The 26,532-nt window shown below is 65.3% G+C and carries 28 protein-coding genes; 18 read left to right on the top strand and 10 right to left on the bottom strand.

All coding sequences use genetic code 11. The annotated features are described in order from the left end of the window. Window positions 1–13: 13 nt before the first annotated feature. Entirely contained in the window at window positions 14–154 is a 141-nt protein-coding gene (gene lptM / locus DM872_RS21255; protein ID WP_077525566.1) for an LPS translocon maturation chaperone LptM, read from the bottom strand. A 139-nt stretch (window positions 155–293) separates the two neighbouring features. Here lptM and DM872_RS21250 point away from each other — a divergent pair, with 139 nt between their 5' ends. The 4 genes from DM872_RS21250 (at window position 294) to rnk (ending at window position 2,415) form a co-directional block, all read left to right on the top strand. Next, window positions 294–1,337 carry an AraC family transcriptional regulator gene (locus DM872_RS21250; protein WP_179061311.1) on the top strand — a complete coding sequence of 348 codons (1,044 nt, stop codon included), beginning with the start codon at window positions 294–296 and terminating at the stop codon, window positions 1,335–1,337. An 11-nt stretch (window positions 1,338–1,348) separates the two neighbouring features. Continuing rightward, the gene (gene cyaY / locus DM872_RS21245) at window positions 1,349–1,681 is read left to right on the top strand and encodes an iron donor protein CyaY (protein ID WP_179061310.1); all 333 of its coding nucleotides are present in this window, start codon (window positions 1,349–1,351) and stop codon (window positions 1,679–1,681) included. Beyond that, on the top strand, window positions 1,662–1,865 hold the full coding sequence (locus DM872_RS21240; protein WP_179061309.1) for a DUF1289 domain-containing protein: 204 nt from the start codon (window positions 1,662–1,664) through the stop codon (window positions 1,863–1,865). Before cyaY ends, DM872_RS21240 begins: the two co-directional genes overlap by 20 nt. Before the next feature lie 142 nt (window positions 1,866–2,007). Beyond that, the gene (gene rnk, locus DM872_RS21235) at window positions 2,008–2,415 is read left to right on the top strand and encodes a nucleoside diphosphate kinase regulator (protein ID WP_179061308.1); all 408 of its coding nucleotides are present in this window, start codon (window positions 2,008–2,010) and stop codon (window positions 2,413–2,415) included. A 337-nt stretch (window positions 2,416–2,752) separates the two neighbouring features. Here the strand turns inward: rnk and DM872_RS21230 are convergent, their stop codons facing one another. The 4 genes from DM872_RS21230 to argH all read right to left on the bottom strand — a co-directional run bounded on the left by DM872_RS21230 (window position 2,753) and on the right by argH (window position 7,749). Next, window positions 2,753–5,590, bottom strand: coding sequence for a class I adenylate cyclase (locus DM872_RS21230; protein ID WP_179061307.1), 2,838 nt, complete (start codon window positions 5,588–5,590; stop codon window positions 2,753–2,755). Window positions 5,591–5,695: 105 nt separating this feature from the next. Next, window positions 5,696–5,938 carry a TIGR02647 family protein gene (locus DM872_RS21225; protein ID WP_179061306.1) on the bottom strand — a complete coding sequence of 81 codons (243 nt, stop codon included), beginning with the start codon at window positions 5,936–5,938 and terminating at the stop codon, window positions 5,696–5,698. A 79-nt stretch (window positions 5,939–6,017) separates the two neighbouring features. Further along, entirely contained in the window at window positions 6,018–6,296 is a 279-nt protein-coding gene (locus DM872_RS21220; RefSeq protein WP_179061305.1) for a hypothetical protein, read from the bottom strand. Window positions 6,297–6,354: 58 nt separating this feature from the next. After that, window positions 6,355–7,749 (bottom strand): argininosuccinate lyase, encoded by a 1,395-nt coding sequence (argH, locus tag DM872_RS21215; RefSeq protein ID WP_179061304.1) that lies wholly within the window; start codon window positions 7,747–7,749, stop codon window positions 6,355–6,357. 218 nt (window positions 7,750–7,967) lie between these two features. On the opposite strand from argH, the gene DM872_RS21210 reads away from it, so the two are divergent. The 6 genes from DM872_RS21210 to DM872_RS21185 all read left to right on the top strand — a co-directional run bounded on the left by DM872_RS21210 (window position 7,968) and on the right by DM872_RS21185 (window position 14,025). Beyond that, window positions 7,968–9,050, top strand: coding sequence for a sensor histidine kinase (locus DM872_RS21210; protein ID WP_179061303.1), 1,083 nt, complete (start codon window positions 7,968–7,970; stop codon window positions 9,048–9,050). Next, window positions 9,047–9,793 (top strand): LytR/AlgR family response regulator transcription factor, encoded by a 747-nt coding sequence (locus DM872_RS21205; protein ID WP_077525576.1) that lies wholly within the window; start codon window positions 9,047–9,049, stop codon window positions 9,791–9,793. The genes DM872_RS21210 and DM872_RS21205 overlap by 4 nt, the downstream gene beginning before the upstream one ends. Window positions 9,794–9,922: 129 nt before the next feature. Continuing rightward, window positions 9,923–10,864 carry a hydroxymethylbilane synthase gene (gene hemC, locus DM872_RS21200; RefSeq protein ID WP_179061576.1) on the top strand — a complete coding sequence of 314 codons (942 nt, stop codon included), beginning with the start codon at window positions 9,923–9,925 and terminating at the stop codon, window positions 10,862–10,864. Further along, window positions 10,861–11,631, top strand: coding sequence for a uroporphyrinogen-III synthase (locus DM872_RS21195; RefSeq protein WP_179061302.1), 771 nt, complete (start codon window positions 10,861–10,863; stop codon window positions 11,629–11,631). Before hemC ends, DM872_RS21195 begins: the two co-directional genes overlap by 4 nt. A gap of 16 nt (window positions 11,632–11,647) precedes the next feature. Then, window positions 11,648–12,778: a uroporphyrinogen-III C-methyltransferase gene (locus DM872_RS21190; protein ID WP_179061301.1), complete on the top strand. Its 1,131-nt coding sequence runs from the start codon at window positions 11,648–11,650 to the stop codon at window positions 12,776–12,778. Further along, on the top strand, window positions 12,775–14,025 hold the full coding sequence (locus DM872_RS21185; protein WP_179061300.1) for a heme biosynthesis HemY N-terminal domain-containing protein: 1,251 nt from the start codon (window positions 12,775–12,777) through the stop codon (window positions 14,023–14,025). Before DM872_RS21190 ends, DM872_RS21185 begins: the two co-directional genes overlap by 4 nt. Before the next feature lie 53 nt (window positions 14,026–14,078). On the opposite strand, the gene DM872_RS21180 is transcribed toward DM872_RS21185, so the two are convergent. After that, a complete protein-coding gene (locus tag DM872_RS21180) occupies window positions 14,079–15,158 on the bottom strand; it encodes a PQQ-dependent sugar dehydrogenase (protein ID WP_179061299.1) in 1,080 nt (359 codons plus the stop codon). A gap of 109 nt (window positions 15,159–15,267) precedes the next feature. On the opposite strand from DM872_RS21180, the gene DM872_RS21175 reads away from it, so the two are divergent. From DM872_RS21175 to DM872_RS21165, 3 genes are all read left to right on the top strand, one after another. Then, window positions 15,268–15,759, top strand: coding sequence for a disulfide bond formation protein B (locus tag DM872_RS21175; protein WP_179061298.1), 492 nt, complete (start codon window positions 15,268–15,270; stop codon window positions 15,757–15,759). 324 nt (window positions 15,760–16,083) lie between these two features. Further along, window positions 16,084–16,554: a sigma D regulator gene (rsd, locus tag DM872_RS21170; protein ID WP_179061297.1), complete on the top strand. Its 471-nt coding sequence runs from the start codon at window positions 16,084–16,086 to the stop codon at window positions 16,552–16,554. Window positions 16,555–16,810: 256 nt separating this feature from the next. Continuing rightward, window positions 16,811–17,953 (top strand): AlgP family protein, encoded by a 1,143-nt coding sequence (locus DM872_RS21165; protein ID WP_179061296.1) that lies wholly within the window; start codon window positions 16,811–16,813, stop codon window positions 17,951–17,953. Here DM872_RS21165 and DM872_RS21160 read toward each other — a convergent pair. Beyond that, a complete protein-coding gene (locus tag DM872_RS21160; RefSeq protein ID WP_179061295.1) occupies window positions 17,950–18,414 on the bottom strand; it encodes a TIGR02444 family protein in 465 nt (154 codons plus the stop codon). The two genes, DM872_RS21165 and DM872_RS21160, sit on opposite strands and share 4 nt — an antisense overlap. A 50-nt stretch (window positions 18,415–18,464) precedes the next feature. Here DM872_RS21160 and DM872_RS21155 point away from each other — a divergent pair, with 50 nt between their 5' ends. The 5 genes from DM872_RS21155 (at window position 18,465) to DM872_RS21135 (ending at window position 24,245) form a co-directional block, all read left to right on the top strand. Continuing rightward, window positions 18,465–20,375 carry an ATP-binding cassette domain-containing protein gene (locus DM872_RS21155; RefSeq protein WP_179061294.1) on the top strand — a complete coding sequence of 637 codons (1,911 nt, stop codon included), beginning with the start codon at window positions 18,465–18,467 and terminating at the stop codon, window positions 20,373–20,375. Then, window positions 20,375–20,914 (top strand): mechanosensitive ion channel family protein, encoded by a 540-nt coding sequence (locus DM872_RS21150; RefSeq protein ID WP_179061293.1) that lies wholly within the window; start codon window positions 20,375–20,377, stop codon window positions 20,912–20,914. Before DM872_RS21155 ends, DM872_RS21150 begins: the two co-directional genes overlap by 1 nt. Before the next feature lie 72 nt (window positions 20,915–20,986). After that, window positions 20,987–21,619 (top strand): homoserine/homoserine lactone efflux protein, encoded by a 633-nt coding sequence (rhtB, locus tag DM872_RS21145; RefSeq protein WP_077525588.1) that lies wholly within the window; start codon window positions 20,987–20,989, stop codon window positions 21,617–21,619. A 227-nt stretch (window positions 21,620–21,846) separates the two neighbouring features. Beyond that, window positions 21,847–23,736, top strand: coding sequence for a cytochrome c/FTR1 family iron permease (locus tag DM872_RS21140; protein WP_179061292.1), 1,890 nt, complete (start codon window positions 21,847–21,849; stop codon window positions 23,734–23,736). Window positions 23,737–23,792: 56 nt separating this feature from the next. Continuing rightward, on the top strand, window positions 23,793–24,245 hold the full coding sequence (locus DM872_RS21135) for a YaiI/YqxD family protein (protein WP_179061291.1): 453 nt from the start codon (window positions 23,793–23,795) through the stop codon (window positions 24,243–24,245). A 25-nt stretch (window positions 24,246–24,270) separates the two neighbouring features. Here DM872_RS21135 and DM872_RS21130 read toward each other — a convergent pair whose 3' ends face one another. From DM872_RS21130 to DM872_RS21120, 3 genes are all read right to left on the bottom strand, one after another. Then, a complete protein-coding gene (locus DM872_RS21130) occupies window positions 24,271–24,741 on the bottom strand; it encodes a thioesterase family protein (protein ID WP_179061290.1) in 471 nt (156 codons plus the stop codon). Window positions 24,742–24,876: 135 nt separating this feature from the next. Then, entirely contained in the window at window positions 24,877–25,533 is a 657-nt protein-coding gene (elbB, locus tag DM872_RS21125; RefSeq protein WP_179061289.1) for an isoprenoid biosynthesis glyoxalase ElbB, read from the bottom strand. 13 nt (window positions 25,534–25,546) lie between these two features. Continuing rightward, window positions 25,547–26,377 (bottom strand): dienelactone hydrolase family protein, encoded by an 831-nt coding sequence (locus DM872_RS21120; protein ID WP_179061288.1) that lies wholly within the window; start codon window positions 26,375–26,377, stop codon window positions 25,547–25,549. Window positions 26,378–26,532: the final 155 nt, after the last annotated feature.

Raw genomic sequence — 26,532 nt, 5'->3', positions numbered from 1 at the left:
ACAGCTCCCCCGATCAGCGGATGTACACGTCTTTCTGGTGTTCTTTCGCTGCTTTCTCGTCGTCAGGCATGTAAAGCGGGCCTTTCTGACCACAGCCGGCCAACAGGCAGACAGCGGCGAGCAGCGCGACGAAGGGTGCGTGGAGTCGCTTCATGACGGAATCCTTGCAGAAAACGTGAATTGTTCCGGAGTATACCGACCCCCCGCCGCCTTGCCTATTCGGTGAAATTCCCGCCCGGCGTGGCCTGCGGGCCTTTGCGGCGCTAGCATTGGCGACTGAAAAAGGAGCTCTCATGGACAACGCCGCATCCCTGGCCGGCTCGGTCTCGGTCGCCTATCTGCAGGGGCTGGTGGAGCGCATCGAACAGTTCGGCGTGGCCCCTGCCGAGTTGCTGGGTCACGTCCAGCTGACAGCCGCGATACTTTCCCAGCGCGACCAGCGCATCGCCGCCAGCGCTTACCTTGAACTGCTTGGCCATGCCGCGCGGCTTTCCGGCGACCCGCACCTCGGCCTGCACCTGGGCGAAGCCGTTCGTCCCGGCCATTACGGCGTGTTGGGCTTTCTGCTGATGAGCTGCGCCACCCTCGCCGATGCCTTGCATCGCCAGGCGCGTTACGCGGCCCTGGTGGGCAACCTGGGTCATGTGGAATTGGCCGACGAGCCGCCGCGCCATGGGTTGGAGCCTTTGGTGGCGCACAGCTGGGCGTCCATCCTGCCCCAGCAGCGCGCGCTGCTGGCGGAAGAAACCCTGTCCGGCTGGGTGACCTTCGGTCGCTGGATAACCGGGTTGGACATCCCGCCAACCGAAGTGCGTTTCCAGCACCCCGCGCCAGCCGACACTACCGAACACCAGCGGATCTTTCGCTGCCCGGTGCTGTTCGGCCAGGCAGACAATGCCCTGATTTTCCCCAAACGCCTGTTGGCGACGCCGCTGGGCCAGGCCGATGCCGAAGTGCGCCGGCTGTTCGATGGTTACGCCGAGCGCCTGCTCAGCGAGCTGCGCCAGGGTCACAGCGTGCTGGGCCGGGCCCGTGAACTGCTGGCCGCGCAGTTGTCTGCCGAAGGGCCCGACCTGGAGCGCCTGGCCGACGAACTGGCGTTGAGTCCTCGCACCCTGCAGCGTCGCCTGCGCGAGGCCGGGTTATCCTTCAGCCAGCTGGTGGATGAGACTCGCCAGCAGTTGGTGCTGCACTACCTGCGTGATCCGACCCTGGAGCTGGCCGATATCGCTTTCCTGGTCGGTTTCAGTGAACCCGGCTCCCTCGGCCGCGCCTTCCGGCGCTGGACCGGACAGAGCCTTGGCGAGTACCGTCGCCCTCCATCCCAAATGCCTTGAGGTAAACCCCGATGAGTTTGACCGAAGCCCGATTCCACGACCTGGTCGATGAAGCCCAGGAGCGCGTGGAAGACGTGTTCGATGACAGCGACCTGGACCTGGACCTGGAGAACAGCGCCGGCGTGCTCACCGTGCGTTTCGAAAACGGCAGCCAGGTGATCCTCAGCCGCCAGGAGCCGCTGCGTCAGCTCTGGGTGGCAGCGCGCTCGGGGGGCTTCCACTTCGACTATGACCAGGCCAGCGGTCGCTGGATCTGCGACAGCAGCGATGAGCCGCTGGGTGAGCTCCTCAACCGAGTGACCCGCGAGCAGGCGGGCGAAGACCTTGAGTTCGACGAACTCTGATAGCGCACCCCCGGCACGTCACCCGTCGCCCTGCATCCGACATTGCTGCCTGGACGACACCGACGTGTGCGTAGGCTGTGGCCGAACCCTGGCGGAAATCTGCGAGTGGGGCGCGGCGAACGACCAGCGCCGACGCGAAATCTGCACCGCCGCCGAGCAGCGAAAGCGGCCGCTGCCCGGGTGACCGGGTGGTCTTGCCAATCGCAGTCGCGCTGACGTACTGTCGGGCTTCCGGCAATTTTGTCCGGGCAGACAGAATCTGAAACCCCGCCCTCGGGCGGGGTTTCGCTTTTCTTGCACACTGAACAAGGAGTCGCGCGTTCGCCATGAACACCCACCCGCCCATCACCATTACCCGTCTCGACCTGCAACGCCTGGAGCGCCTGCTCGACAGCCTGGCGGAGTTCGGCCCCGCCGCCGAGGCGCTGGAGAGCGAGCTGGCTCGCGCCCAGGTGGTTGGCCATGAGGAGGTTCCGCCGGGCGTCGTCACCATGAACTCGCGCGTGCATTGCCGCGAAGAAAGCAGTGGCAAGGACTACCACCTGACCCTGGTCTACCCGGAAGACGCGGGTGGCGAAGGCAAGGTTTCCATTCTCGCCCCGGTGGGCAGCGCGCTGCTCGGCCTGTCCGTCGGCCAGCACATCGACTGGCCGGTCCCCGGCGGCAAGACTCTCAAACTGACCCTGCTGGACGTCGAGTACCAGCCGGAAGCCGCGGGCGAGTACGCGCGCTGATTCGTACACCTTGTCCTGTGGGAGCGAATTCATTCGCGATTGAAATCGCCCCCACAAGGTAGCCGGATTCCAGCGATCGGTAGGTTGGTCTGAGCTCCGCGAAGCCCAACGTTTGCAACTGAGTCCGCCCGCTGGGCTTCGTGGGCTCAGCCACAACCTACGGCAGGACTTCGTCCTGCATCGCGAATGAATTCGCTCCCACAAGTCCCATTTGCCTGGGGCCGGTTCGGGTCTGTAGGTTGGGCTGAGCTCTGCGAAGCCCAACGTTGTCAGCTGATTCCGATCATTGGGCTTCGTGGGGCTCAGCCACAACCTACGGCAGGACGTCGCCCTGCATTTAGCTTTCTCGCAATGCGCGGTTCAGCCTTTCTTCCAACTCCACCTTGTAGCGCAGGTAGTGCACCGTCTGCGCCTGGCCCTTGCCAGGGATTCGCGACAGGTCGAGATCGGTGATGTAGCAGGGATAGCGCTCCGGCTCGCGGCGCTGGGCGAGGATATGCCGCGCCACGGCCGCGAACAGGCCTGAGCCGTATTCCAGCTCGGAAAACTCGCGGTGGTTGCAGTAGAGCGTCACGTGCACCAGGCCCTGCTCGGCGGGTTCGACGATGGCCTGTACGTCGTAGAAGGGATGGCTGACCGCGGCTGAAGGCGCCGCGCGGCGTTCCAGGTGACGGCCCTGGCGCACCACTTCGTAGTAGACGATTTCCGGTGCGAGTGCAGGGAGCGGGCTGTCCAGCGGCAGCAGGGCGTTGCGCCGGTAGAGCAGTGACTGCAGGAAGCGGTGCAGCGGCGTCAACAGGCTCTGTTCGTCGCGGAACGGCAGGCGCTGGCGCCAGAGCGCGTTGTGTTCATCCAGCAGGCTGATCTCGGCACTATCGCCGTCCTGGCGATAGAACACCTGAATGCAGTTCGGCCGACCGAGGGGCAGGATCACTGCCAGGTCCTGATCCTCCAGGGCATGGCGGTCGAGTTGCAGCGGACTGTATCGCGGCAGGTCGCGGCCCAGGTGCTCGACCAAGGCGGACAGGTCGGCCAGGCTGGCATGGCTGACTTGTCCCGGCTCCAGTTGCAGCACATGGAAGCGCTGCTGCACCTGCAGCAGGAATCGCGGCACGCCGGTGGTTCCGAGCAGTTCCTGAGCGTCGTCGAACAGTTCCTGTACCCGTTGGCTGATGGCCTGGGCGCGATTACGACAGAAGCTGCGCACCTTCAGACCTGGACGGGCGCCGCTGGCCGGCAGGCTGTTGAGGTAATCGCGCAGGCAGGCGAGCAGGGCGTCGGGCCCCTCGTAGCGGCTGACGAGCAATTCGTTCCAACTGTTCAGGGTCACCTGGTCGATGGTCACCACCAGGTTTTCGCGCACGCCCGAGTAACCGAGGGCGTCGGTGCGCTCCGTGGTCATGTGGAGATTCTTCTGGCTGTGTTGCCTCAGCGGGTCGATCCCGACGTTCACTAGCAGCAGCACTTCCGATGGCACCCCCGCGCGCAGCAGGGCGTTTTCATCCACCTGTCCCAGTGGCTGGGGGAAGGTCTGCTGCAGGCTGGCCAGCAGATTGGACAACTCGTGTTCGGTCAGGTCGCTGTTGCCCGGATGCAGGGAGAGGCGGGTGCCGGTATCGATCACACCATTGCGGTGGCACCAGGCGAGCAGGGGGATCAACTCGCGGCTGCGCTTCAGCGGGGCGAAGTCCCGCCACTCCAGAGCCTTCAGGCTGCCGGAGAAAAGCGCCCACTGGGTGTCACCCTCGGCGTCGGGGCTGGGACCCTGGACCAGCGTCAGGGTGTCTTCGGCGATGTCCGGAGCGATCCCCGGGTTGATGAACTCGATCTTGCCGGCCTTGCGTTCGAAGGCGGCATAAAGACGCCGGCCCAGTACGCCCAGGTCGCGGCTGCTGAGGGTGCCGCTGGCTTGTTCGCTGCGGGCGAACTGAGACAGGAAGCGGTAGCTGTAGGTCAGTTCGTTGACCAGCGCACGGCGCTCGGCCAGGACCTGGCGCACCTTCCACTGGCTGCGGCTGTCCAGCATCGCCAATTGCCGATGCTGCCAGTGCCATTCAGCGGTGAGGCGTTCCAGCAGCATGCGTTGCCAGCTTTTGCTGCGATTGCGTGGCGGTCGGCTGAGCTTCTTGTTCACCTTCAAATAAAGGCAACGGCGGATCAGTTCCAGTCGCTCGGTTTCGTTGCGCCCGCGCAGGTATTCCTCCAAGCGGCGATAAACCACCATGTAGGGGTCGAGTTCGTCCAGGTCCAGGCGGTTGGCATAAACCGCCTCCTTGAAACGCAGGGACAAGCAGGCCACCCGTGGATGTTCGCTGGCGTAGACCTCGGTGAGCAGCAGTTTGAGCACCGACTTGTAGGGTGACTCGATGCCCTTGAACAACTGCCACATGCTTGCGCCGATGAACTCGCCCGGCGGGATGTGCGCCAGATGGCCGAGGTCGAGCACTTCCTCGGCACGGATGAAGCGTTTCGATAGCAGCGTGCGGGTGTACTCGGCGTAGCGCGCTTCCTCATACACCGGCACCAACCACCAGAGCGGGGTGCGTCCGGCCAGCCAGATGGCAGTGCGGTAGAACTCGTCCAGCAATAGGTAATGCTGGGTGGTGCCGCAGTCGTCGGAGGTCAGCCGGGCCTCTCGGTCACCCTGGGTGAAGCGCGCCGGGTCGATCAGGAAGAAGTGCGCTTCGGCCCCCTGGCTGGCCGCCCACTCTTCCAGGGCAGTGCATTTGCGTTGCAGTTCCGCGGTGGCGCCGGCGTCCAGTTCGGGCGCGTGGCAGACCCAGATATCCATGTCGCTTTGCTCGGCCTGGGCGATGGTGCCCAGGCTGCCCATCAGGAACAGGCCGTGGATGGGCGTTGGCTGCGGGCCGCGGCGCGCCTTGTAGGCGAAGGAACGCGTCAAGCGCTGGGCCTCGGCCAGCAGGTCGTCATCGGGCTCGTAAGCGGCGACGCCGGCCGGCGCGGTGCCGGACACGTAGCCGGGGAGGAGCGGGTGGTTGACATGGAACAGCAGCGGCAGGAGCTTCAGGACCAGCTGCTGTCGCGTGGAGAGCGCCTGCATGGCCCGATCCAGGCGGCCTTCGTTGACCTTGAGGAAGCGGGCGCGCAGCTGCGCGAGGACCTTGCGGTCGATACCGTCGTCGATGTCCGGGCGGATTTCCTGGGTACGCGTCATGCTCTGCTCATGTCCCGATGCTGGCGGCCTGGCCGGCAACCTTCGCTGCCGGCAGGCGTCCGCATTGTATCGCCCGCAATGTTGCCGACTTGAGCGGCAACGGTGTCAGGCGTGCTGGGGCAGGAGAATGGTGCGCAGGGCCTGGACGTGTTCGGCAGCATCCAGGCCGAGGCTGGTCAGATAACCGCCGTCGGGCTGGGTGATCAGGCCTTTCTCGTGCAGTCGCATGACAGCGGCCTGGGCTTTGGGATTGGCGTTGTTGTGGACTTTCAGTCCTTCCTGACTGTTGTCCAGGTTGAACAGGGCCAGCAGTTCGAATTCCGCGATGAGCTCGGGGGTGAAGACCATGGTCGCTCCTAGTTCTTGTTGTACCGCAAAGGCCGGCGGTGGCCGGCCGGAATCTGGAGTCTCTGGATTGTAGGCGAGGTCAGGCCTGATCTTCGGGCAGGTCAGGTAGCGCCCGCAAGGCCCTTTCGTACCAGTCGGTGTCGAAAGGGCGGTCGGCCGCGAGCATGGCGTCGATCTCGTGGGCCAGGACCAGCGCCATCATCTGGAGGATTTCCTCGCGCTCGTAACCCACCAGGGTCAGCTTGTTCAGGGTGGCGCGGGCGGCGGGCGGCTCCCCGGCCTCGATCTGGTTCTCGATGGCCTGGGTCAGGGTGGCCTCGGCGAAGGCCTCTTCGCCTTCATCAATGTCGTCGGTCATGGCGATGTCCTGTCAGCGACAGCCGGACGGAGCGGGAGGCACCGTCCGGCAGGGTGAGTCAACGGCTGGCCAGCAGGTCCTTGCCGCGTTGCACGGCGGCGCGCACCTGATTCGGCGCGGTGCCACCGATGTGGTCACGGGCGTTGACCGAGCCTTCCAGGGTCAGCACGGCGAAGACATCGTCGCCGATCTGGTCGCTGAACTTGCGCAGTTCGTCGAGGCTCATCTCGGCCAGGTCCTTGCCGCTGTCCACGCCGTACTTCACGGCGTGGCCGACGATCTCGTGGCAGTCACGGAAGGGCAGGCCCTTGCGCACCAGGTAGTCGGCGAGGTCGGTGGCGGTGGAGAAGCCGCGACGGGCCGCTTCGCGCATGATTTCGCGCTTGGGCTTGATCGCCGGAACCATGTCGGCGAAGGCGCGCAGGCTGTCACGCAGGGTGTCGGCGGCGTCGAACAGCGGCTCCTTGTCTTCCTGATTGTCCTTGTTGTAGGCCAGCGGTTGGCCTTTCATCAGGGTCAGCAGGCCGGTGAGGGCGCCGAACACCCGGCCGGACTTGCCGCGTACGAGCTCGGGCACGTCGGGGTTCTTCTTCTGCGGCATGATCGAGGAGCCGGTGCAGAAGCGGTCGGGCAGGTCGATGAACTGGAACTGGGCGCTGGTCCAGAGCACCAGTTCTTCGGAGAAGCGCGACAGGTGCATCATCGCCAGGGAGGCGGCGGCGCAGAATTCGATGGCGAAGTCACGGTCGGACACGCCGTCCAGGGAGTTGCCGCCAACGGCGTCGAAGCCGAGCAGCTGGCAGGTGATTTCGCGCTGGATCGGGTAGGTGGTGCCGGCCAGGGCGGCCGAACCCAGTGGCATGCGGTTGACCCGCTTGCGGCAGTCCACCAGGCGTTCATGGTCGCGGCTGAGCATCTCGAACCAGGCCAGCAGGTGGTGGCCGAAGGTCACGGGCTGCGCGGTCTGCAGGTGAGTGAAGCCGGGCATGATGGTGTCGGCTTCCGCTTCGGCCAGACCAAGCAGACCCTGCTGCAGGCGGGTGACCTCGCCGAGGATGGTGTCGATCTCGTCGCGCAGCCACAGGCGGATGTCGGTGGCGACCTGGTCGTTGCGCGAACGGCCGGTGTGCAGCTTCTTGCCGGTGACGCCGATGCGGTCGGTCAGACGCGCTTCGATGTTCATGTGCACGTCTTCCAGGTCCACGCGCCAGTCGAAGGTGCCGGCTTCGATCTCGCCCTGGATCTGCTTCAGGCCGTCGATGATGGCGTCACGTTCGGCTTCGCTCAGTACGCCGACCTGTGCCAGCATGGTGGCATGAGCGATCGAGCCCATGATGTCGTGGCGGTACAGGCGCTTGTCGAAGTCTACGGACGCGGTGAAACGGGCGACGAAGGCGTCGACGGGCTCGCTGAAGCGGCCACCCCAGGACTGGTTGGTCTTGTCGGTGCTCATGGGTTCACTCGGTGAGGAAGGTGAAAGAAAGCCGATGGGCCGGAAAATACCGTCGATAATAACAGTGTTGCCGAAAAAACCGGCGCGGCCTGTCCGGTCGGGGGCCGGGCAGTTTGCTGTGGCCTTCACGGACGTGCCGTGGGTTTGATGGTTCAGTACAGGTTTTTGCCCGGCGACCCCGAACTGTCGCCTGCCGGGCCATGGGGGATATGTCCGGGATGCCGAAGCGCCTGAAAAAGAAAGCGCGTTCCAGAACCGCCAACGACGACTTCTTCCTGCCGGAGCTCTGCCTGCCCGAGGCTTTGCTCGGCCTGGTGCTGCTTGCCGAACTGCTGGTGCTGGTGCTGGTGCTGGCCGAACCCATGCTGCCCAGCTTCAACTGGGTGCGCCTCGCCCTGACTTCCCTTTTCGTGCAATGGATCGTCCTGCTGTCCGCGGCCCTGCTGTGTCAGTTGCGGCCGCTGCTGGCACGCCTGCGGGCGGCGCTGGCCGGCGGTATCTGCTGCGCCCTGGTGGTGGGGCTGACACTCGCCGGGACGGCGGTGGCCGACTACTTCGACCTCGGCGGGCCGCTGCCGCGCAGTGGCGAGGTCAACCTTTACCTGCGCCACGGGTTGATCAGCCTGATCATGTCGGCGCTGTTGCTGCGCTACTTCTACCTGCAGAGCCAGTGGCGCAAGCAGCAACAGGCCGAACTCAAGGCGCGCATCGAGTCCCTGCAGGCCCGCATCCGTCCGCACTTCCTGTTCAACAGCCTGAACAGCATCGCCAGCCTCGTGGTGATCGATCCGGACAAGGCCGAGCAGGCCGTGCTCGACCTTTCCGACTTATTCCGTGCCAGCCTGGCTAAGCCGGGCACCCTGGTCGATTGGGGTGAAGAAGTGGAGCTTGCGAAACGATATCTGTCGATCGAGCAATATCGTCTCGGAGAACGGCTACAGTTGGATTGGCAGGTAGATGAAGTACCGGAAGATCTACCCATCCCCCAGTTGACGCTGCAGCCTTTGCTGGAGAACGCCCTGATCCACGGCATCCAGCCGCGCATCGAAGGGGGGGTGGTACGAATCGAAGCGGATTATCGCGACGGCATGTTCCGCCTCTGCGTGAGCAACCCTTACGAAGAGGTCCAGGGGCAGTCGCCGTCGCGTGGAACCCAGCAGGCTCTACGCAATATCGACGCGCGCCTGACGGCACTTTTCGGGCCGCGGGCAAGTCTCAGCGTGGAGCGCCGTGACGGCCGCCACTTCACCTGTCTACGCTATCCTTGTGCGAGACTCACGCAGGAAGCCCGTGCGATATGAATGTCCTGATCGTCGACGATGAACCCCTTGCCCGCGAGCGCCTCAGCCGCCTGGTAGGCGACCTCGAGGGATACCGTGTCCTGGAGCCTGCCGCCAGCAATGGCGAGGAGGCGCTCACGCTGATAGACAGCCTCAAGCCGGATGTCGTTCTACTCGACATTCGCATGCCGGGCCTGGATGGGCTGCAAGTGGCCGCCAAGCTCTGCGAGCGTGAAGCGCCACCGGCGGTGATCTTCTGTACGGCCCACGACGAGTTCGCCCTCGAGGCCTTCCAGGTCAGCGCTGTTGGCTACCTGGTCAAGCCCGTGCGCTCGGAGTCGCTGGCCGAAGCGCTGAAGAAGGCCGAGCGACCTAACCGTGTACAACTCGCTGCGCTGACCCGACCTGCCGCGGTCAGCGGGAGCGGTCCCCGAAGTCACATCAGCGCGCGGACCCGGAAAGGCATCGAGCTGATCCCCCTGGATCAGGTGATCTTCTTCATCGCCGATCACAAGTACGTGACCCTGCGTCACGAACACGGCGAAGTGCTGCTGGACGAGCCGTTGAAGGCGCTCGAAGACGAGTTCGGTGACCGCTTCGTGCGTATCCACCGCAATGCCCTGGTGGCCCGAGAGCGGATCGAGCGCCTGCAGCGCACCCCGCTGGGGCACTTCCAGCTCTACCTCAAGGGCATGAACGGGGAGGCCCTGACGGTCAGCCGCCGCCACGTCGCGGGCGTGCGCAAGCTGATGAACAATCTTTAGCGGCCGCTCGTCCAACGAGCGTTCGTTCGCTACGCTGATTCGACAGTCAGTGTCGTTCCGCGACAACCGCCCGCGCCCTTGCCGCACGCGGGCCTGTTATGATTCCGGGCATTAACGTTTCCGGAAATGATCATGTCCCGCGAGATCCGTATCGCCACCCGCAAGAGTGCCCTGGCCCTGTGGCAGGCCGAATTCGTCAAAGCCCGTCTCGAGGAGGCCCACCCCGGTCTCAAGGTCAGCCTGGTGCCGATGGTCAGCAAGGGTGACAAGCTGCTCGACGCGCCACTGGCGAAGATCGGTGGCAAGGGCCTGTTCGTCAAAGAGCTGGAAACGGCCATGCTGGAGAATGAGGCCGACATCGCCGTGCACTCCATGAAGGACGTGCCGATGGACTTCCCGGAAGGCCTTGGCCTGTATTGCATCTGCGAGCGCGAAGACCCGCGCGACGCCTTCGTCTCCAACCATTTCGACAGTCTCGACGCCCTGCCTGCCGGCAGCGTGGTCGGCACCTCCAGCCTGCGTCGCCAGGCTCAGCTGCTGTCGCGCCGCCCGGACCTGAAGATCCAGTTTTTGCGCGGCAACGTGAACACCCGCCTGGCCAAGCTCGATGCCGGTGAGTACGACGCCATCATCCTCGCCGCGGCCGGCCTGATCCGCCTCGGTTTCGAAGATCGCATTCGCTCTTCCATCAGCGTCGAGGACAGCCTGCCGGCCGGTGGCCAGGGTGCCGTGGGCATCGAATGCCGCACCGCCGACAGCGAGATTCACGCCTTGCTGGCGCCGCTGCACCATCAGGACACGGCGATACGCGTCACCGCCGAGCGCGCCTTGAACAAGCATCTGAATGGCGGCTGCCAGGTGCCCATTGCCTGCTATGCCGTGCTTGAGGGCGACCAGCTCTGGCTCCGTGGCCTGGTCGGCCAGCCTGATGGCGGCCAGCTGCTTCGTGCCGAAGGCCGTGCCGCGATCGCCGATGCCGAAGCCCTGGGCGTGAAGGTCGCCGAGGAGCTGCTGGAGCTGGGCGCCGGGGACATCCTCAAGGCCGTCTACGGCGAGGCCGGCCACCCGTGACAGGCTGGCGGTTGCTGCTGACGCGTCCTGTCGAGGAGTGCGAAGCACTGGCTGCGGCCCTGGCCGAGCAGCAGGTCTTCAGCAGCAGCTTGCCGCTGTTGGCCATTGAACCCCTTGAAACGTCGCCCGAGCAGCACAGACTCATCCTCCAGCTCGACCGCTACTGCGCCGTGGTGGTGGTCAGCAAGCCGGCAGCCCGGCTGGGCCTCGACCTGATCGACCGATACTGGCCGAAACCGCCCGCCAATCAGCATTGGTTCAGCGTGGGCGCGGCCACCGGCGCCTTGCTCGAAGACCATGGTCTACCGGTGAGTTGGCCGGCAGTGGGTGACGACAGCGAGGCGCTGTTGGCACTTCCGCAACTGGCTGGCGCCCTGTCGGTGCAGGATCCCAGGGTACTGATCATGCGCGGCGAGGGTGGCCGAGATTTCCTGGCCGACCGCTTGCGCGGCCAAGGCGTCGCCGTCGACTATCTGGAACTCTATCGACGCTGCCTGCCGGACTACCCGGCGGGCACCCTGGCGCACCGTGTCGAGTCGGAACGCCTGAACGGCCTGGTGGTCAGCAGTGGCCAAGGGTTGGAAAACCTCCAGCGCCTGGCTGGCGCCGCCTGGCCCGAACTGACCCGCCTGACCCTGTTCGTACCCAGCCCGCGAGTGGCCGAGCAGGCCGTCGAGACGGGCGCGAAGAATGTTGTGGATTGCCGTGGTGCCAGTGCCGCGGCCTTGTTGGCGGCGCTCAGGCAGCATCCGGCGCCCGCCCACTGAAGCGAAGGATGGATACGTGAGCGAAGCAGAAGCCCCGAAACAAGAGCAGCCCACCACAGCCGCCGACCCCGTCACTCCCACCAGCACCGCGCCTGCCCCCCGGGGCAATGGCCTGGCCCTGTTCGCCCTGTTGTTGGGCGCCGCCGGCGTCGCCGCGGGCGGCTGGGGCCTCTGGCAGGTACGCAGCCTGGAAACCCGCGACCAGCAGCAACTCAGCATGGTCGAGGATGCGCGTGGCCAGACCCGCGCCCTGGCCCAGCGTGAGCAGCAGCTGACCCAGCGCCTGGAAGAGTTGCCCAGCGCCGCTGAACTGGACGAGCGTCGTCGCTTGCTGGTGGACCTGCAGGGTGATCAGCAGCAACTGCGCCAGCGCCTGGAGACCATCCTCGGCGCCAGCCGCAAGGACTGGCGTCTGGCCGAAGCCGAGCATCTGCTTCGGCTGGCCAGCCTGCGTCTCTCGGCATTGCAGGATATCCACAGCGCCGCGGCACTGGTCCAGGCCGCCGATGACATCCTCCGTGAACAGGACGATCCCGGCGCCTACGCCGCCCGCGAAGAGCTGGCGAAGAGCCTGGTAGCGCTGCGCAGCACCGAGCAGCCTGATCGTACCGGCCTGTTCCTCCAGTTGGGCGCCCTGCGTGAACAGGCGGTCCAGCTCAACCCGCTGGTGCCGGCCTTCGAAGACAAGGGGGGCGTGCTCCTGGACATCGCCGCCGAAGGCGACGGTGGCAGCGCCTGGGCCGAGTGGCTGGAGAAGCTCTCGCACTACTTCCGCATCCAGCTGGATGCCAGCCAGGACATCAAGCCGTTGCTCGCCGGACAGAACCTGTCCCAGGTCCGCCTCGCCCTTTCGCTCGCTCTCGAGCAGGCGCAATGGGGCGCGCTGCATGGCCAGACGCAGGTCTATCAGCAGTCGCTGCGCCAGGCCCGTGATGTGCTGCGCGGCCATTTCAACGAAGAAAATCCGGACAGCCGCGCCTTGCTGGCTCGCCTCGATGAGCTTTCCAGCCAGCCGGTGGAAGTCAAGGCACCTGATCTCGCCCCTGCGCTGAGCGCCCTCCAGGCCTACCTGCAGCGCACGCCGGGCGGCGCCGCTGATAAAGCCGAGCAGCCGGATGCCACCGCACCGAAGGAGGCGGGCCAATGAAGCGCCTGCTCAAGGTCCTGCTGGTCCTCGCAGTGATCGGCGCGGCTGCCACCCTCATCGGCATGGCGGTGGCTCAGCACAAGGGCTATGTGCTGGTGGCCTACAAGGGCTTCCGCTACGAGTCCACCCTCTGGGCCACCCTGGCGTTGCTGGCGGTGCTCTGGTTGCTGTTCGCCGGTCTGCGCTATCTGTTGCGACTGGTGGTGATGTCCGGCGGGGTGGTCAATCCCTGGTCGCGACGCAATGCCCGGCGCCGCGCGCGGCTGGCGTCCGAACAAGGCCTGCTGGACCTCGCCGAAGGTCGCTGGGCGCGCGCGCTGCGTCATCTCAAGCGTGCCGCTGAAAATGACCCGCAACCCTTGATCTACTACCTGGGCGCCGCCCGCGCAGCGCAGAAGATAGGTCAGACCGAAGAAGCCGAGCAACTGCTGGAGCGGGCCCTTGAACGTCAGCCCCAGGCTGAACTGGCCATCGCCCTGGCCCACGCCGAACTGCAACTGGATCGTGGCGATTCCGCGGCGGCGCTGGAAACCCTGAAGGCTGTGCAAGAGCGCCACCCGCGCCATCATCAGGTTCTGCGTCAGTTGCTGCATCTGCACGAGGTGCGTGGAGACTGGGCCGCCCTGGTCGGCCTGCTACCCACCCTGCGCAAGGAAAAGGCGCTGTCGGAAAGCCAGCTGGCCGAACTCGAACTGCGTGTGTGGAGTGCCCGTCTGCACCAGGCCGGCGAAGAAGGGTTGAACGAGGGCGAAACCGCTCTGCAGCCGCTGACCCGTGCCTGGCAGCAACTATCCTCCGCCCAGCGCAACGAGCCGCGTCTGGTGCTGGCCTTTGCCGAGCAGCTGCGCCGCCTGGGTGCCGAGCAAGAAGCCGAGGAAGCCGTGCGTGGCGCCATCAAGCGCAGCTACGACGACGATCTGGTGCGGCTCTACGGCCTCTTGCGTGGCAGTGACCCGGTCCGCCAGCTGCAGGCTGCGGAGGGCTGGCTGAAGGAGCACTCCAGCGACGGCACCTTGCTGCTCACCTTGGGTCGCCTGTCCCTGCGCAATCGACTCTGGGGCAAGGCGCGAGAGTATTTCGAGAGCAGCCTGAGCTTCCGCCGCGACCCCGAGACCTGCGCGGAGCTGGCCCGCCTGCTTGCGCAAATGGGCGAGGTGGAGCGCAGCAATCAGCTGTTCCAGGAGGGCCTTGGCCTGCTCGATCAGCGCTTGCCGGCCTTGCCCTTGCCGACGGAAAAAATCGCCTGATAAAGAAAGGCCCGGGATTATCCCGGGCCTTTTTCATTGCGCTGGCTTTCGCGTCATTTTCCCACGTACTCGATGCGGTAGATGGCACCGGCCTCGTCGTCGCTCACCAGTAGCGCACCGTCCGGCGCCACCAGTACATCGGCCGGCCGGCCCCATACATCGCCGTCCTTCAGCCAGCCTTCGGCGAACACGCTCTGGCGTCTCAGGCTGCCATCCGGATTGAGCTCGACCCGCTTGATCCGATAGCCGATCTTCTCGCTGCGATTCCACGAGCCGTGCTCGGCGATGAACAGGTTATTGCGGTACTCCGCGGGGAACTGGCTGCCGGTGTAGAAGCGCATGCCGAGCGGCGCGACGTGGGGGCCCAGCTTGGCGACAGGCGCGACGAATTCGCTACAGGGCCGCTGGGAAAACTTCGGGTCGGCCACGTCGCCGGCATGGCAATAGGGAAAGCCGAAATGCTGACCCAGCTTCTCCAGGCGATTCAGCTCGCAATCAGGCACGTCATCGCCCATCAGGTCACGGCCGTTTTCACTGAACCAGAGTTCGCCGGTCTGCGGGTGCCAGTCGAAGCCCACCGTGTTGCGCACGCCTCGCGCCACCAGCTCCATTCCGCTGCCATCGGCGTTCATGCGATGGATGGCGGCGTAGGTGTCAGGGTCTTCGTCGCAGACATTGCACGGCGCTCCCACCGGCACATACAACTTGCCGTCGGGGCCGAAGGCGATGAACTTCCAGCCGTGATGGGTTTCACGAGGCAGCTTCGAATAAACCACCTCGGCGTCGGATGGTGAATCGAGGCGCGACTCTATGTCGCGCAGGCGCAGGATTTTGCTGACCGCAGAGATGTAAAGGTCGCCTCCTTTGTAGGCCACGCCAACGGGCAGCTGTAGGCCGCTGGCGATGGTGCGGACCTCGCCGCCGGCGAGCTGCAGCGCATAAACCTTACCGGCTGAATTGCTGCCAACGAACAGGGTGCCACGATCACCCCAGGTCATCTCCCGGGCATTGGGCACCTGGTCGCTCACCAGCGTGATGCGAAAGCCCTCCGGCAGGCGAATGCGCTCCAGGGGCAGGGCGGCATTGGCGAGTCCGGGCAACAGGAGTAGCAACGGCAAAAGCAGCCGACACATGGCAGGTTTCTCCGGATAGGCAACCTCATCCAGCCTAGTCGCTCGCCTTGAAAGGCCAAGGCGCTTTCCACTACCGTAACGCCCTTTCCGATAACCCAACGGAGCCGCCATGTCCCTGGCAAGCCCGCGTTCGCTTTTCCTGTTCGCCTTCCTCGGTTGCGTCGCTGTAATGGGGGGCGCGCTGTATCTCGAACATGCCCTCGGCCTCGAACCGTGCCCGCTGTGCATCGTCCAGCGCGTCTTCATCATCGCGTTCGGTATCGTCTGCCTGATCGCCGCGCTGCATGGTCCGGAGCGCACCGGACGGCGCGTCTACGCCGTGCTGGCGCTGCTCTTCTCGGCAGGGGGTGCGGGCTTCGCCGGTCGCCAGATCTGGTTGCAGAGCGTGCCGGCAGACCAGCTGCCCGCGTGCCTGCCGAGCTTCGACTACATGATGGAAGCCTGGCCGTTCCTGCAGATCATCAAGACCATGCTGCATGGCACCGCCGATTGCGCCGCCGTGACCTGGACCCTGTTCGGCATGAGCATTCCCGAGTGGAGCCTGCTGGCCTTCATCGGCTGCATTCTGTTCTCGCTGTACCAACTTCTGCGTCGCTCCTGATCGCTAAAGGCGCATGGCTTTGCCATGCGCCTTTCGGCGCGCTTTTCCCTCGCTTTCTGCACTCCCCAACGCTGCGCCAATCCGCCGCGCCGGCCGCAAAGCTCCGGCCAGACGGGCCGCGGTCTGACGATTAAACGCTCGTATGAATTTTTTCCCGCGCGCGCCTTGATGGCACTGCTCGGCGGGCATACTCTGGCCCGCACGCGCCGCCGGAATATTGCCGTTTTGGCGGCGTCTTCCCAGGATCTTGCACCGGTCGACAAAAAACCGTCTCGGAGCGGACGTATAACGGCATTACCGAATTAGGGAAGTGAGGTCGTCACCATGCTCGAAAGTTGCCAGAACGCTCAGGAACGTTGGGGTGGCGTGCACCAGCTGATCGACCGCTGGTTGCAGGAGCGCCATGAGCTGGTCCGCGTTTACAGCTCGCTGAGCGAGAAGCCACAGGCTCCCAGCGCCAACGCGGAAGCACTGCAAAGGTTTTGTGAGGTCTTGCTGGACTACGTGTCTGCAGGGCACTTCGAGGTGTACGAGCAATTGCTCAACGAGGCGAAAGCGTTCGGTGATCAACGCGGCCTCGACCTCGCCAAGCAAATCTATCCCCGTATCGAAGCCATCACCGAAGTCGCACTGGCCTTCAACGATCGCTGCGACAACGGCGATAGCCGTGACATCTGCCTGACTTCCGATTTGAAGAATCTCGGGCAACTGCTTCACGAACGCTTCGAGTTAGAAGACTGCCTGATCGAAGTGCTGCATAACGCCCATCAGGGTGAGGCCTCTCAACCGGCCTGATCGTTGTCCTGTCGGTACTGGAATCGGGGGTGGCTGAACATCGCTGAATGCCCCATTCCAGAGCCTTCCTGGCGTTGGCTAGCTATTGCTATGGGCAGGGCTTTTCGGGCGAGTGATTCGTGGTCCGGATCGCACTTGCGAAACCCTGCACTGGCAATCCGTCGCAAGGCCCAGGCGGGCGATATGGCGCGGCCTCTGGCGACTCGCGAAACAGGCGACTAGTATGGGCCAAATAACGCCCGCCAGGAGGCATACCATGTCGGCCAAGAAGAAGCCCGTAAGCACCCCGCTGCACCTGCTGCACCAACTGTCCTTCAGTCTGCTCGAACACCTTGAGAAAGCCTGCGCCCAAGCTTCGGTCGACGCTGAAAAGCTCCTGACCAAACTGGAGAAACAACGCGGCAAGGCTCAGGAAAAACTCCACACCGCGCGCACCAAGCTGCAGGATTCCGCCAAGGCTGGCAAAGCCAAGGCGCAAGCCAAGGCCAAGGCCAACATCGGTGAACTCGAAACCCTCCTGGACACCCTGAAGAATCGCCAGGCCGAAACCCGCGCCTACATCTCCCAGCTCAAGCGTGATTCTCAGGAAAGCCTGAAGCTCGCCCAGGGCGTGGGCAAGGTCCGCGAGGCCGTAGGCAAGGCTCTGGCATCCCGCGACGCGAAACCCGCTACCGCCAAAGCCGCCGCCAAGCCGGCTGCGAAACCGGTCGCCAGGCCTGCAACTGCCAAACCGGCTGCCAAGCCCGCAGCTAAACCCGCCGCGAAGGTTGCCGCTGCGAAACCTGCAGCCAGGCCAGCCGCCAAGGCTGCTGCGAAACCCGCCGCCAAGCCTGCTGCGAAACCTGCTGCAAAACCTGCAGCGAAGGCCGCTGCTGCGAAGCCCGCCGCCAAGTCCGCCGCGAAACCGGCTGCCAAACCTGCAGCGAAAACCGCCGCCGCCAAACCTGCAGCGAAGCCCGCAGCCAAGCCGGCTGCCAAGCCCGCCGCTAAAGTCGCCGCTGCGAAACCTGCGGCCAAGCCGGCTGCCAAACCGGCGGCCAAGCCAGCCGCAGCGAAGCCCGCTGCAGCCAAACCAGCAGCCAAGCCGGCGGCCAAACCAGCCGCAGCTAAACCTGCTGCGAAGCCTGCCGCGACTGCAGCCAAACCTGCTGCCGCTGCGAAGCCGGCTGCCAAACCTGCAGCGAAGAAACCCGCTGCCAAGCCCGCCGTGAAGAAGGCTACTCCGGCCAAGCCCGCCGCAGCCAAGCCTGTTGCCGCCAAGCCCGCTGCTCCGGCCGCGGCGCCGAAACCGGCTGCTACTCCGGCCGCTCCGGCAGCACCTGCGCCTGCGCCTGCACCGGTTGCCAGCGTGGCGCCGACCAGCAGCAACGGCGCTGCTCCGACTTCACCGTCGAACTAAAGCGTCAGGGCCGCGACGCGCAGCTGTTCCAGTGCGTCGCGGTCCACGCTCTCCCGTCCCGGGCAGCAGCCCGAGAGCCAGGCTCCAATCTGCTCCATCCCCCCCGTCGGCCAATCCATAGCGGTGCTTTCCAGGCGCGCCAGCAGTTTGCGTTCGGCTTCCAGTTCCAGTGCCTTGATCTGCTCACGCATCCCGGCCAGGGCCAGGTCGTCCTGTGCCTGCACACGCCAGTTCTGTCGCAGCGAACGCAACGGCTTGATCACCTGTTCCTGCCATGGGTCGCAGACGTCGTACAGAGCATCCAGGCGAGTGGTGTCGCAAGGAGTGCCGCGTTGCCCGAGCCAGCAGGCAGTGAGTAGCAGACAGACATCGGCGCCTCCATCCTGAAGGCGCAGGCAGGCCTGCTCGACGCCGGGCTCGGCGTAGAGGCGCAAGGCGAAAGTCCACAGGTCTGAAGGCATAGCGCTCCCCGGGCGACATGGCAGCGAAGCTGATAAACTCCGCCGCCATCATGATCCGACTGCAAAATCTCACTCTACAGCGTGGTCCTCAGCGTCTGCTAGAAGGCGCCGAAATGACCCTGCACGCCGGCCAGAAGGTCGGCCTCATCGGCGCCAACGGTGCCGGCAAATCCAGCTTGTTCGCCCTGCTGCGTGGCGAGTTGGGGCCGGATGCGGGCGATTGCCTGCTGCCCGCCGACTGGCGCATCGCCCATATGCGCCAGGAAGTGGACAACCTCGAGCGCCTGGCCGTGGACTACGTGCTCGATGGCGACCTGCACCTGCGCCGGGTTCAGCGTGAACTCGCGGCTGCCGAGGCGGGCCACGACGGCACCGCCATCGCTCGCCTGCACATCGAACTGGACAGCGCCGATGGTTACACGGCCGACGCCCGTGCTCGCAAGCTGCTGGCCGGTCTCGGCTTCACCGCGGAGCAGATGGATCGTCGCGTTGGCGACTTTTCCGGCGGCTGGCGGATGCGCCTGAACCTCGCCCAGGCGCTGATGTGCCCGTCTGAGTTGTTGCTACTCGACGAGCCCACCAACCACCTCGACCTCGACGCGATTCTCTGGCTCGAAGAGTGGCTCAAGGGCTACCCGGGCACGCTGCTACTGATCTCCCACGACCGTGACTTCCTCGACGCAGTCGTGGACAACGTCGCGCACCTCGAACAGCAGAAGCTGACCCTCTATCGCGGTGGCTACTCGGCCTTCGAGCGCACCCGTGCCGAGCGCCTGGCGCAGCAGCAGCAGGCCTACGAGAAGCAGCAGGCCCAGCGTGCGCACATGGAGAAGTACATCGCCCGCTTCAAGGCTCAGGCGACCAAGGCCCGCCAGGCCCAGAGCCGGATCAAGGCCCTGGAACGCCTGGAAGAACTGGCACCGGCCCATGTCGATTCGCCGTTCGATTTCAGCTTCCGCGAGGCCGACAAGATTTCCAGCCCGCTGCTGGACCTTTCCGAAGGTCGCCTCGGCTATGGCGACAAAACCGTGCTGCAGCAGGTCAAGCTACAGCTGGCGCCGGGTGCTCGCATCGGCTTGCTGGGCCCTAACGGCGCGGGTAAGTCGACCCTGATCAAGACCCTTTCGGGTGACATAGAGCCTATTGGTGGCCGCCTCGCCCGAGGTGAGAATCTCGCCATTGGCTACTTCGCCCAGCATCAACTGGACGCGCTCGACCCCAAGGCCAGCCCGCTCCTGCATCTGCAACGCCTTGCGCCGAGCGAGCGTGAGCAGACCCTGCGCGATTTCCTCGGCGGTTTCGATTTCCGTGGCGATCGTTGCGACGAGGCGGTGACCAACTTCTCCGGCGGCGAGAAGGCGCGACTGGCCCTGGCGTTGATTGCCTGGCAGAAGCCCAACCTGTTGCTGCTGGACGAACCGACCAACCACCTCGATCTGGAAATGCGCCTGGCGCTGACCATGGCCCTGCAGGATTTCGCAGGCGCCGTGCTGGTGGTGTCCCACGATCGTCACCTGCTCAAGAGCACCACGGACGAATTCCTGCTGGTGGCCGATGGTCGAGTGCAGAGCTTCGACGGTGACCTCGACGACTACGCCCGCTGGCTGGTGGATTTCCGTGCGCGCCAGGCTCCCGCCGCCAACGCACCGGTGAACCCGGACAAGACCGACAAGCGCGCCCAGCGCCAGGCCGCCGCCGCCCTGCGTCAGCAATTGGCTCCGCACAAAAAGGAAGCCGACAAGCTCGAGAAGGACCTGGGCAAGCTGCACGAACAACTGGCCAGCGTCGAAACACGTCTTGGCGATTCCGCCCTCTACGAGGCGGCGCGCAAGGATGAACTGCGCGACCTGCTGGCCGAACAGGCCCGCCTGAAGTCGCGCGAGGCCGAATTGGAAGAGGCCTGGCTCCTGGCCCTGGAAACCCTGGAGGAGCTGCAGCGGCAACTGGAGGCCGCGGATTGATGGATGACCTGCAACTCCTGACCGCCTGGAGCGAGCCGCTGATTCGCGTCGCCCAGGTGCTGCTGATCGTGCTGTTGGCCTGGCTGGTGCAGCGCATCGTCACCCGTGGCATCACCCGCCTCGGGCAGCGTTATCCACAGCTGCCTTCGGAGCTGATGGTGCCTCTGCGCGGCCTGCTGCGATGGATGATCCTCGGCAGCGCGTTCATGCTGGTGCTGGAGCGCTTCGGTGTCTCCGCCGAGGTGTTGTGGACCGCCCTGACGGGCTTCGCCGCCGTGGCAGCGGTCGCGTTCTTCGCGATCTGGAGCGTGCTCTCCAACATGTTCTGCGCGGTGCTGATCTTCTCCCTCGGACCGTTCCGCATGGGCGACAAGGTCGAAGTGGTGGAAAGCGCGGACAAGCAAGGCGTAAAGGGCAGGGTGATCGCCATCAACCTCTTCTACACCACCCTCGAAGACCTCAGCGAAGAGAATCACGGCGCACTGGTGCAAGTGCCCAACAGCCTGTTCTTCCAGAAGGCCGTGCGCCGCTGGCGCTGACGGTACTGGGCAGCGCCTGGATGAAGGGGTAGGCTCTGCGGCCTGCCCCTTTTTGTTTTCGAGGTATATGCCATGGCGCTCCAGACCTGGCTCGCTTTCCTGGTTGCCTGCTGGGTGATCAGTCTGTCACCGGGTGCCGGTGCCATCGCTTCCATGTCCTCCGGCCTTCAGTACGGCTTCCTTCGTGGTTACTGGAATGCGCTTGGCCTGCAGATCGGCCTGGCCCTGCAGATCGCCATTGTCGCCGCGGGTGTCGGCGCCATCCTCGCGACCTCCGCCTTGGCCTTCAGCCTGATCAAGTGGTTCGGTGTGGCCTACCTGGTCTACCTCGCGGTCAAGCAGTGGAAGGCCCTGCCCAGCGATATGGCCAACGATTCGGCCGAGCGCCCCATCGGCCGTCCGCTCACGCTGGTCCTGCGTGGCTTCCTGGTGAATTTCAGCAATCCCAAGGCGATCGTCTTCATGCTCGCCGTGCTGCCGCAGTTCATCGACCCCCATGCGCCGCTGGTAGAGCAGTACCTGGTGATGGGCGTGACCATGATCACCGTCGACCTGATCGTCATGGCCGGCTACACCGGCCTTGCCGCCCGCGTCCTGCGGTTGCTCCGTTCGCCGCGCCAGCAGCGGGTGATGAACCGCAGCTTCGCCGCCCTGTTCGTCGGCGCGGCAGCGTTGCTGGCCACCGTGCGCCGCGCGCCGGTCTAATGGCCGCGCACTCCGGCGAGCGGCTGCTCGCCGGAATTCTTCCCGTCGGAATCCCTCCTTTCATCGCACCGTCCAGAGCCCGTCAATATCGCGCTGAAAGCCAGTCGTGATGGGGCCTGCAGCGATTTTCGGCAAGCTGCCAGCGCAATCGGATGTGCGATTCGGGGTTGAGCTCAATCGTTAGGAGGGTAACAATTCGTTTCCCCATTCTCATTTGAGATTGACTCATGTTCCCCATTCCGAGATTGCTCAGCTGGCTCTTCGTGCCGCTGATGGCGCTCTGCAGTTTCAGCCTGATGGCCGACCAGGCCGACGGCGCCGCGCAGGCGTTGCACCTGCTCAGTTACATCGGGGCCGACTACCCCGCTACCGTGGTCGACGGCAAGGTCATCGACGCCGCCGAATACCGTGAACAGATCGAATTCCTCGGTGCGTTGCAGGGCCTGATCGTGGCCCTGCCAGCCCGCGACGGCCAGAAGGAACTGGAGCAGGGCGTCACCAGCCTGCACCAGGCCGTGCAAGACAAGCAGGACGGAGCCGCCGTTGCCCGCCAGGCGCGCCAACTGGCCACCCGACTGGCCGCGACCTACGAGGTCAGCCAGGCCCCGCTCATCACGCCGGACCCCGCCCGTGGTGCGCCGCTCTATGCGCAGCACTGCAGCGTCTGTCACGGCGATACCGGCGCCGGCGATGGTCCGGCTGGCATGGGCCTCGAGCCACCGCCGGCCAACCTGCGCGATCAGGCGCGGATGGATCGGATGAGTCTCTATGACCTCTTCAACACGCTCGGTCTGGGTGTCGAAGGGACCGACATGCCCGCCTTCGCCGACCAGTTGGACGACCGTCAGCGTTGGGATCTGGCGAGTTACATCGCCGGCTTCAGCGCTGACCCGGCGGTGAAGGGCGAAGCCATCTCCCTTGGCGAACTGGCTGGCCGCACGCCGGAAGAAGTCGGCGCGAGCCAGGGTGCTGAAGCCCAGGCGCTGTTCCGTGCCCAACGCGCCCAGCCTCCCGTGCAGCAGCGCGGGCCCAAGGAGCTGATCGGCCATACCCGTTCCACCCTGGAACAGAGCCTCAAGGCTTATCGGGAGGGTGACGCGGACCAGGCCTACGACCTCTCGGTAGCTGCCTACCTGGAAGGCTTCGAGCTGGTGGAAAGCTCCCTCGACAACCTCGACGCGGTTCAGCGAAAGACCACCGAACGCGCGCTGATGGCTTACCGCCAAGCGCTGCAGGACCGCCAGTCCATCGGTCAGGCGGCGCAGTTGCTGGAACAGGCCAAGGCCGAACTGGACAAGTCCGCGAATCTGCTGGGCGGTGACGGCCTGAGCGGTTCGCTGAGCTTCATTTCCAGCCTGCTGATCCTGCTGCGCGAAGGCCTTGAGGCGATCCTGGTGCTGGCGGCGATCCTCGCATTCCTGCGCAAGACCGATCAGGAACATGCAATTCGCAGCGTTCACGTGGGCTGGGGCCTGGCCATCGTCGCCGGCTTCGCCACTTGGGCAGTAGCGGCCTTCCTGATCGATGTCGGTGGCGCCCAGCGCGAGCTGATGGAGGGCTTCACGGCATTGTTCGCCTGCGTGATGGTGCTCTGGCTCGGCGTGTGGATGCATGACCGCCGCCACGCTGCCGCCTGGCAGAGCTACATCAAGGACCACCTGCTGAGCAGCAGCGGGCGCTTCGGTTTCGCCACCTTGGCGTTCTTCTCGGTGTACCGCGAACTGTTCGAAGTGATCCTCTTCTACGAAACCCTCTGGTTGCAGGCCGGTCCGGCCGGGCATGGCATGGTCATCGCCGGCGCGGTGGCGGCCCTGGTCCTGTTGGTAGGCCTGGCCTGGGTCATCCTGCGTGGCTCGGCGAAGCTGCCGCTGGGGACCTTCTTCAGCGCCAACGCCATCCTGCTCTGCGCCCTGTCGGTGGTGTTCGCCGGTCATGGCGTGGCCGCCCTGCAGGAAGCCGGGGTGCTGGGTACGCGCCCGGTGGCCTTCTTCGAGTTCGACTGGCTGGGCATCCATCCCGATGCCTGCACGCTGTCGGCCCAGGGGCTGGCGTTGCTGGCCATCGCGGCGCTCTACGGCCGCAGCTGGCTGCGCGAGCGCAGCGCCGCACAGGCCTGATTGGAGGGCGAGGGGTGTAAACTCCTCGCCCTTTTCTTATCTGCGGAAGTTCTCCCATGCGCGTCTGGATCGATGCCGATGCCTGCCCCCGGGCGGCCAAGGACCAGGTGATCAAGTTCGCCCTGAAGCGCAAGTTCGAAGTGGTGCTGGTGGCCGGGCAGAGCCAGGTCAAGCCGGCCTTCGCCTGCGTGCGGCTGGTGGTGGTGCCCAGCGGTCCGGATGCCGCCGATGACTACCTGGTGGAAAACGCTGTCCCCGGCGAGCTGGTGATCTGCAGTGACGTGCCGCTGGCCGATCGCCTGGTGAAGAAGGGGGTTGCGGCGTTGGACCCGCGCGGGCGCGAGTTCGACGAGCGCAACATGGGCGAACGTCTGGCGGTGCGCAACCTGTTCACCGACCTTCGCGATCAGGGCCAGATGGGCGGCGGCCAGGCGGCCTACGGCGAGAAGGAGCGGCAGGCCTTCGCCAACTCCCTGGACCGGCTGCTGACCCGACTCAGCCGGGGTTGATGCGGCTCGAACGGCCCCTGCGGATTCAGCCGCAGAGGTAGGTGCCGGTACCCACCGCGACGAGGGTGCCGTCGTCGGCATGCAGTTCCGAACGGACCACGGCGACCTTGTTGCCTGAACGAAGCAGCACGGCGGTGGCGGTGAAGTGCTTGCCACGGCCCGGGCGCAGGTAGTCGATGCGCAGGTCGATGGTGCCCAGCTTGGACAACCGCGTCATGCGCTCCGTTGTGGATAAGTGCTGGTGCCGTTCGAAGGCGCCGATCAGCGCCATGGCGCCACCGACGACGTCGAGCAGGCTGGAGATGACCCCGCCGTGCAGGATGCCATGGACGAAGTTGCCGATCAGCTCGTCCTTCATCGGCAGGTGCATGAGCACCTTCTCGGTGCTCATCTCGCCCAGCTGGATACCGAGTACGCGGTTGAAGGGAATGCGCTCGAAGAAGCTGGCGACGGCCTGCTGCAGTTCGGGGGTGAGGATGAAATCGTTCTGGCTCATGGTGCCTCCTGGGAGCATCGAATGGCTCGACGCTGCCTGAGGAATGGCCAGGGTGCCAAGGGGTAAGGCGGGAGTGGCGGGCGGATTGGCCGGATCGACACGCAGCGGGCGGCCGGAGCCACCCGCCCGGGGACATCAGTGGGTCAGTTCCAGCACCCGGTCCACCAGCTTGTAGATGCCGCCGGCCGCTTCGCTGATGGATTGCGCCAGCATGTAGGCCGGAGTGGTCACCAGCTTGCGCTTCTCGTCTTCGACGATTTCGCCGACCACGCATTCCACGTGCTGGGCACCCATCTCGCCCAGGGCGGCGGCGGTGCCGGCGTCGTTGCCGATGGTGCAGGTCACGCCTACGCCGTAGATCTTCGCCGCCAGGGCCGGGGCGATGCAGATCAGGCCTACCGGCTTGCCGGCTTCGGCGAAGTCGCGGGCGGCGGCCAGTACGTCAGGCTGCACGGTGCAGTTGGCGCCGCTGACGGCAAAGTCGGAGAGGTTCTTCGCCGCGCCGAAGCCGCCCGGAACGATCAGGGCGTCGAAGTCGTCGGCGTTCAATTCCCGCACGTCCTTGATCTCGCCGCGGGCGATGCGCGCCGATTCCACCAGCACATTACGGCTTTCCGGCATTTCTTCGCCGGTGGTGTGGTCGATCACGTGGTGTTGGGCGATGTTCGGCGCGAAGCACTGGACCTTGGCACCGCGCTGGTCCAGACGCAGCAGGGTGATCACACTCTCGTGGATCTCCGCACCGTCGTAAACGCCACAGCCGGACAGGATCACGGCAACTTTCTTGGTCATGGACATCTCCAGGTCATTGGGCTGGTCCCAGGTTCTCGCGCAGGAACGCCAGGGCGCGTCGCTGGGCATCCTGGGCCAGGCCGGGTTGGTAGGTATTCAGGTCGCTGCGCTGGTCGAAGACGTGGTCGGCGTTGCCGTACTGCACCAGTTCGAGGCGCTCGCCGTCGAGGCTGTCGAGGGCCGAGAGGCATTGCTGGTGGTCGGTGATGTGGTCCTTGGCGCCGAGGAACATCAACACCGGGGCACTGTGCCCGAGGCCATCGCGCAGGTGGGCGGGGAACCCGCAGTAGGGGTAGTAGGCGATGACGCCGCGCACGCCGGCCAGTGCCCCCTTGCCGGTAGCGGGGAAGCCGTGGCCGGCGCTGCCGTCGTAGGAGAGCGCGTCGAGGATGGTCCAGCCGCCGTGTGAGTAACCGAGCAGGGCCAGCTTGTCGCTGTCGACCGCCGGGTTCTGCCGTGCCAGCGCCAGGGCGGCGTAGACGTCGATGGCGCGTTCGTTGCCCCACAGCCGTTTGCCATCGCAGACCGGATGCCAGTCCTTGATGCCACGGGCGGCATGGCTGTCGACGAACATCACGGCGTAGCCGGCGGGAAGCAGCCAGGCTTTCACATTGCGCATGAACAGCGAGCTCTGGCCGCTGCAGCCATGGAACACCAACACGGTGGGGAAGGGGCCGGTGCCTTCCGGGGTGAACAGGCTCAGGTGCGGCGCCAGGCGCTGTTCCGCCGCTGGTAGGTCGGCGGCCTGCGGCAGCAGGGCATCGCGATAGGGATAGAGTCCGAGCAGGGCGGCACAGGCCAGGAGGAGCAGGGCGATCAGGGCGGGTTTGAGGAGTTTTCGCATGCTGTCGTCATATGCCGCTTGGGTTGGCACGCCGTGCCGGGAAGCCGGACCGGCTGCGGGAGTAGCATTCTGGGTACTGGATGAATGCCACCCGTGCATGGCGGCGTTTCGTACAGCACCTGACGAGCAATCCTAGCAGGCCGGGGATTCGGGCC

Origin of the sequence: Pseudomonas taiwanensis (genome assembly GCF_013393345.1) — a bacterium.
Classification (GTDB): domain Bacteria; phylum Pseudomonadota; class Gammaproteobacteria; order Pseudomonadales; family Pseudomonadaceae; genus Metapseudomonas; species Metapseudomonas resinovorans_C.
This window is presented reverse-complemented; position numbering and strand designations above follow the sequence as displayed.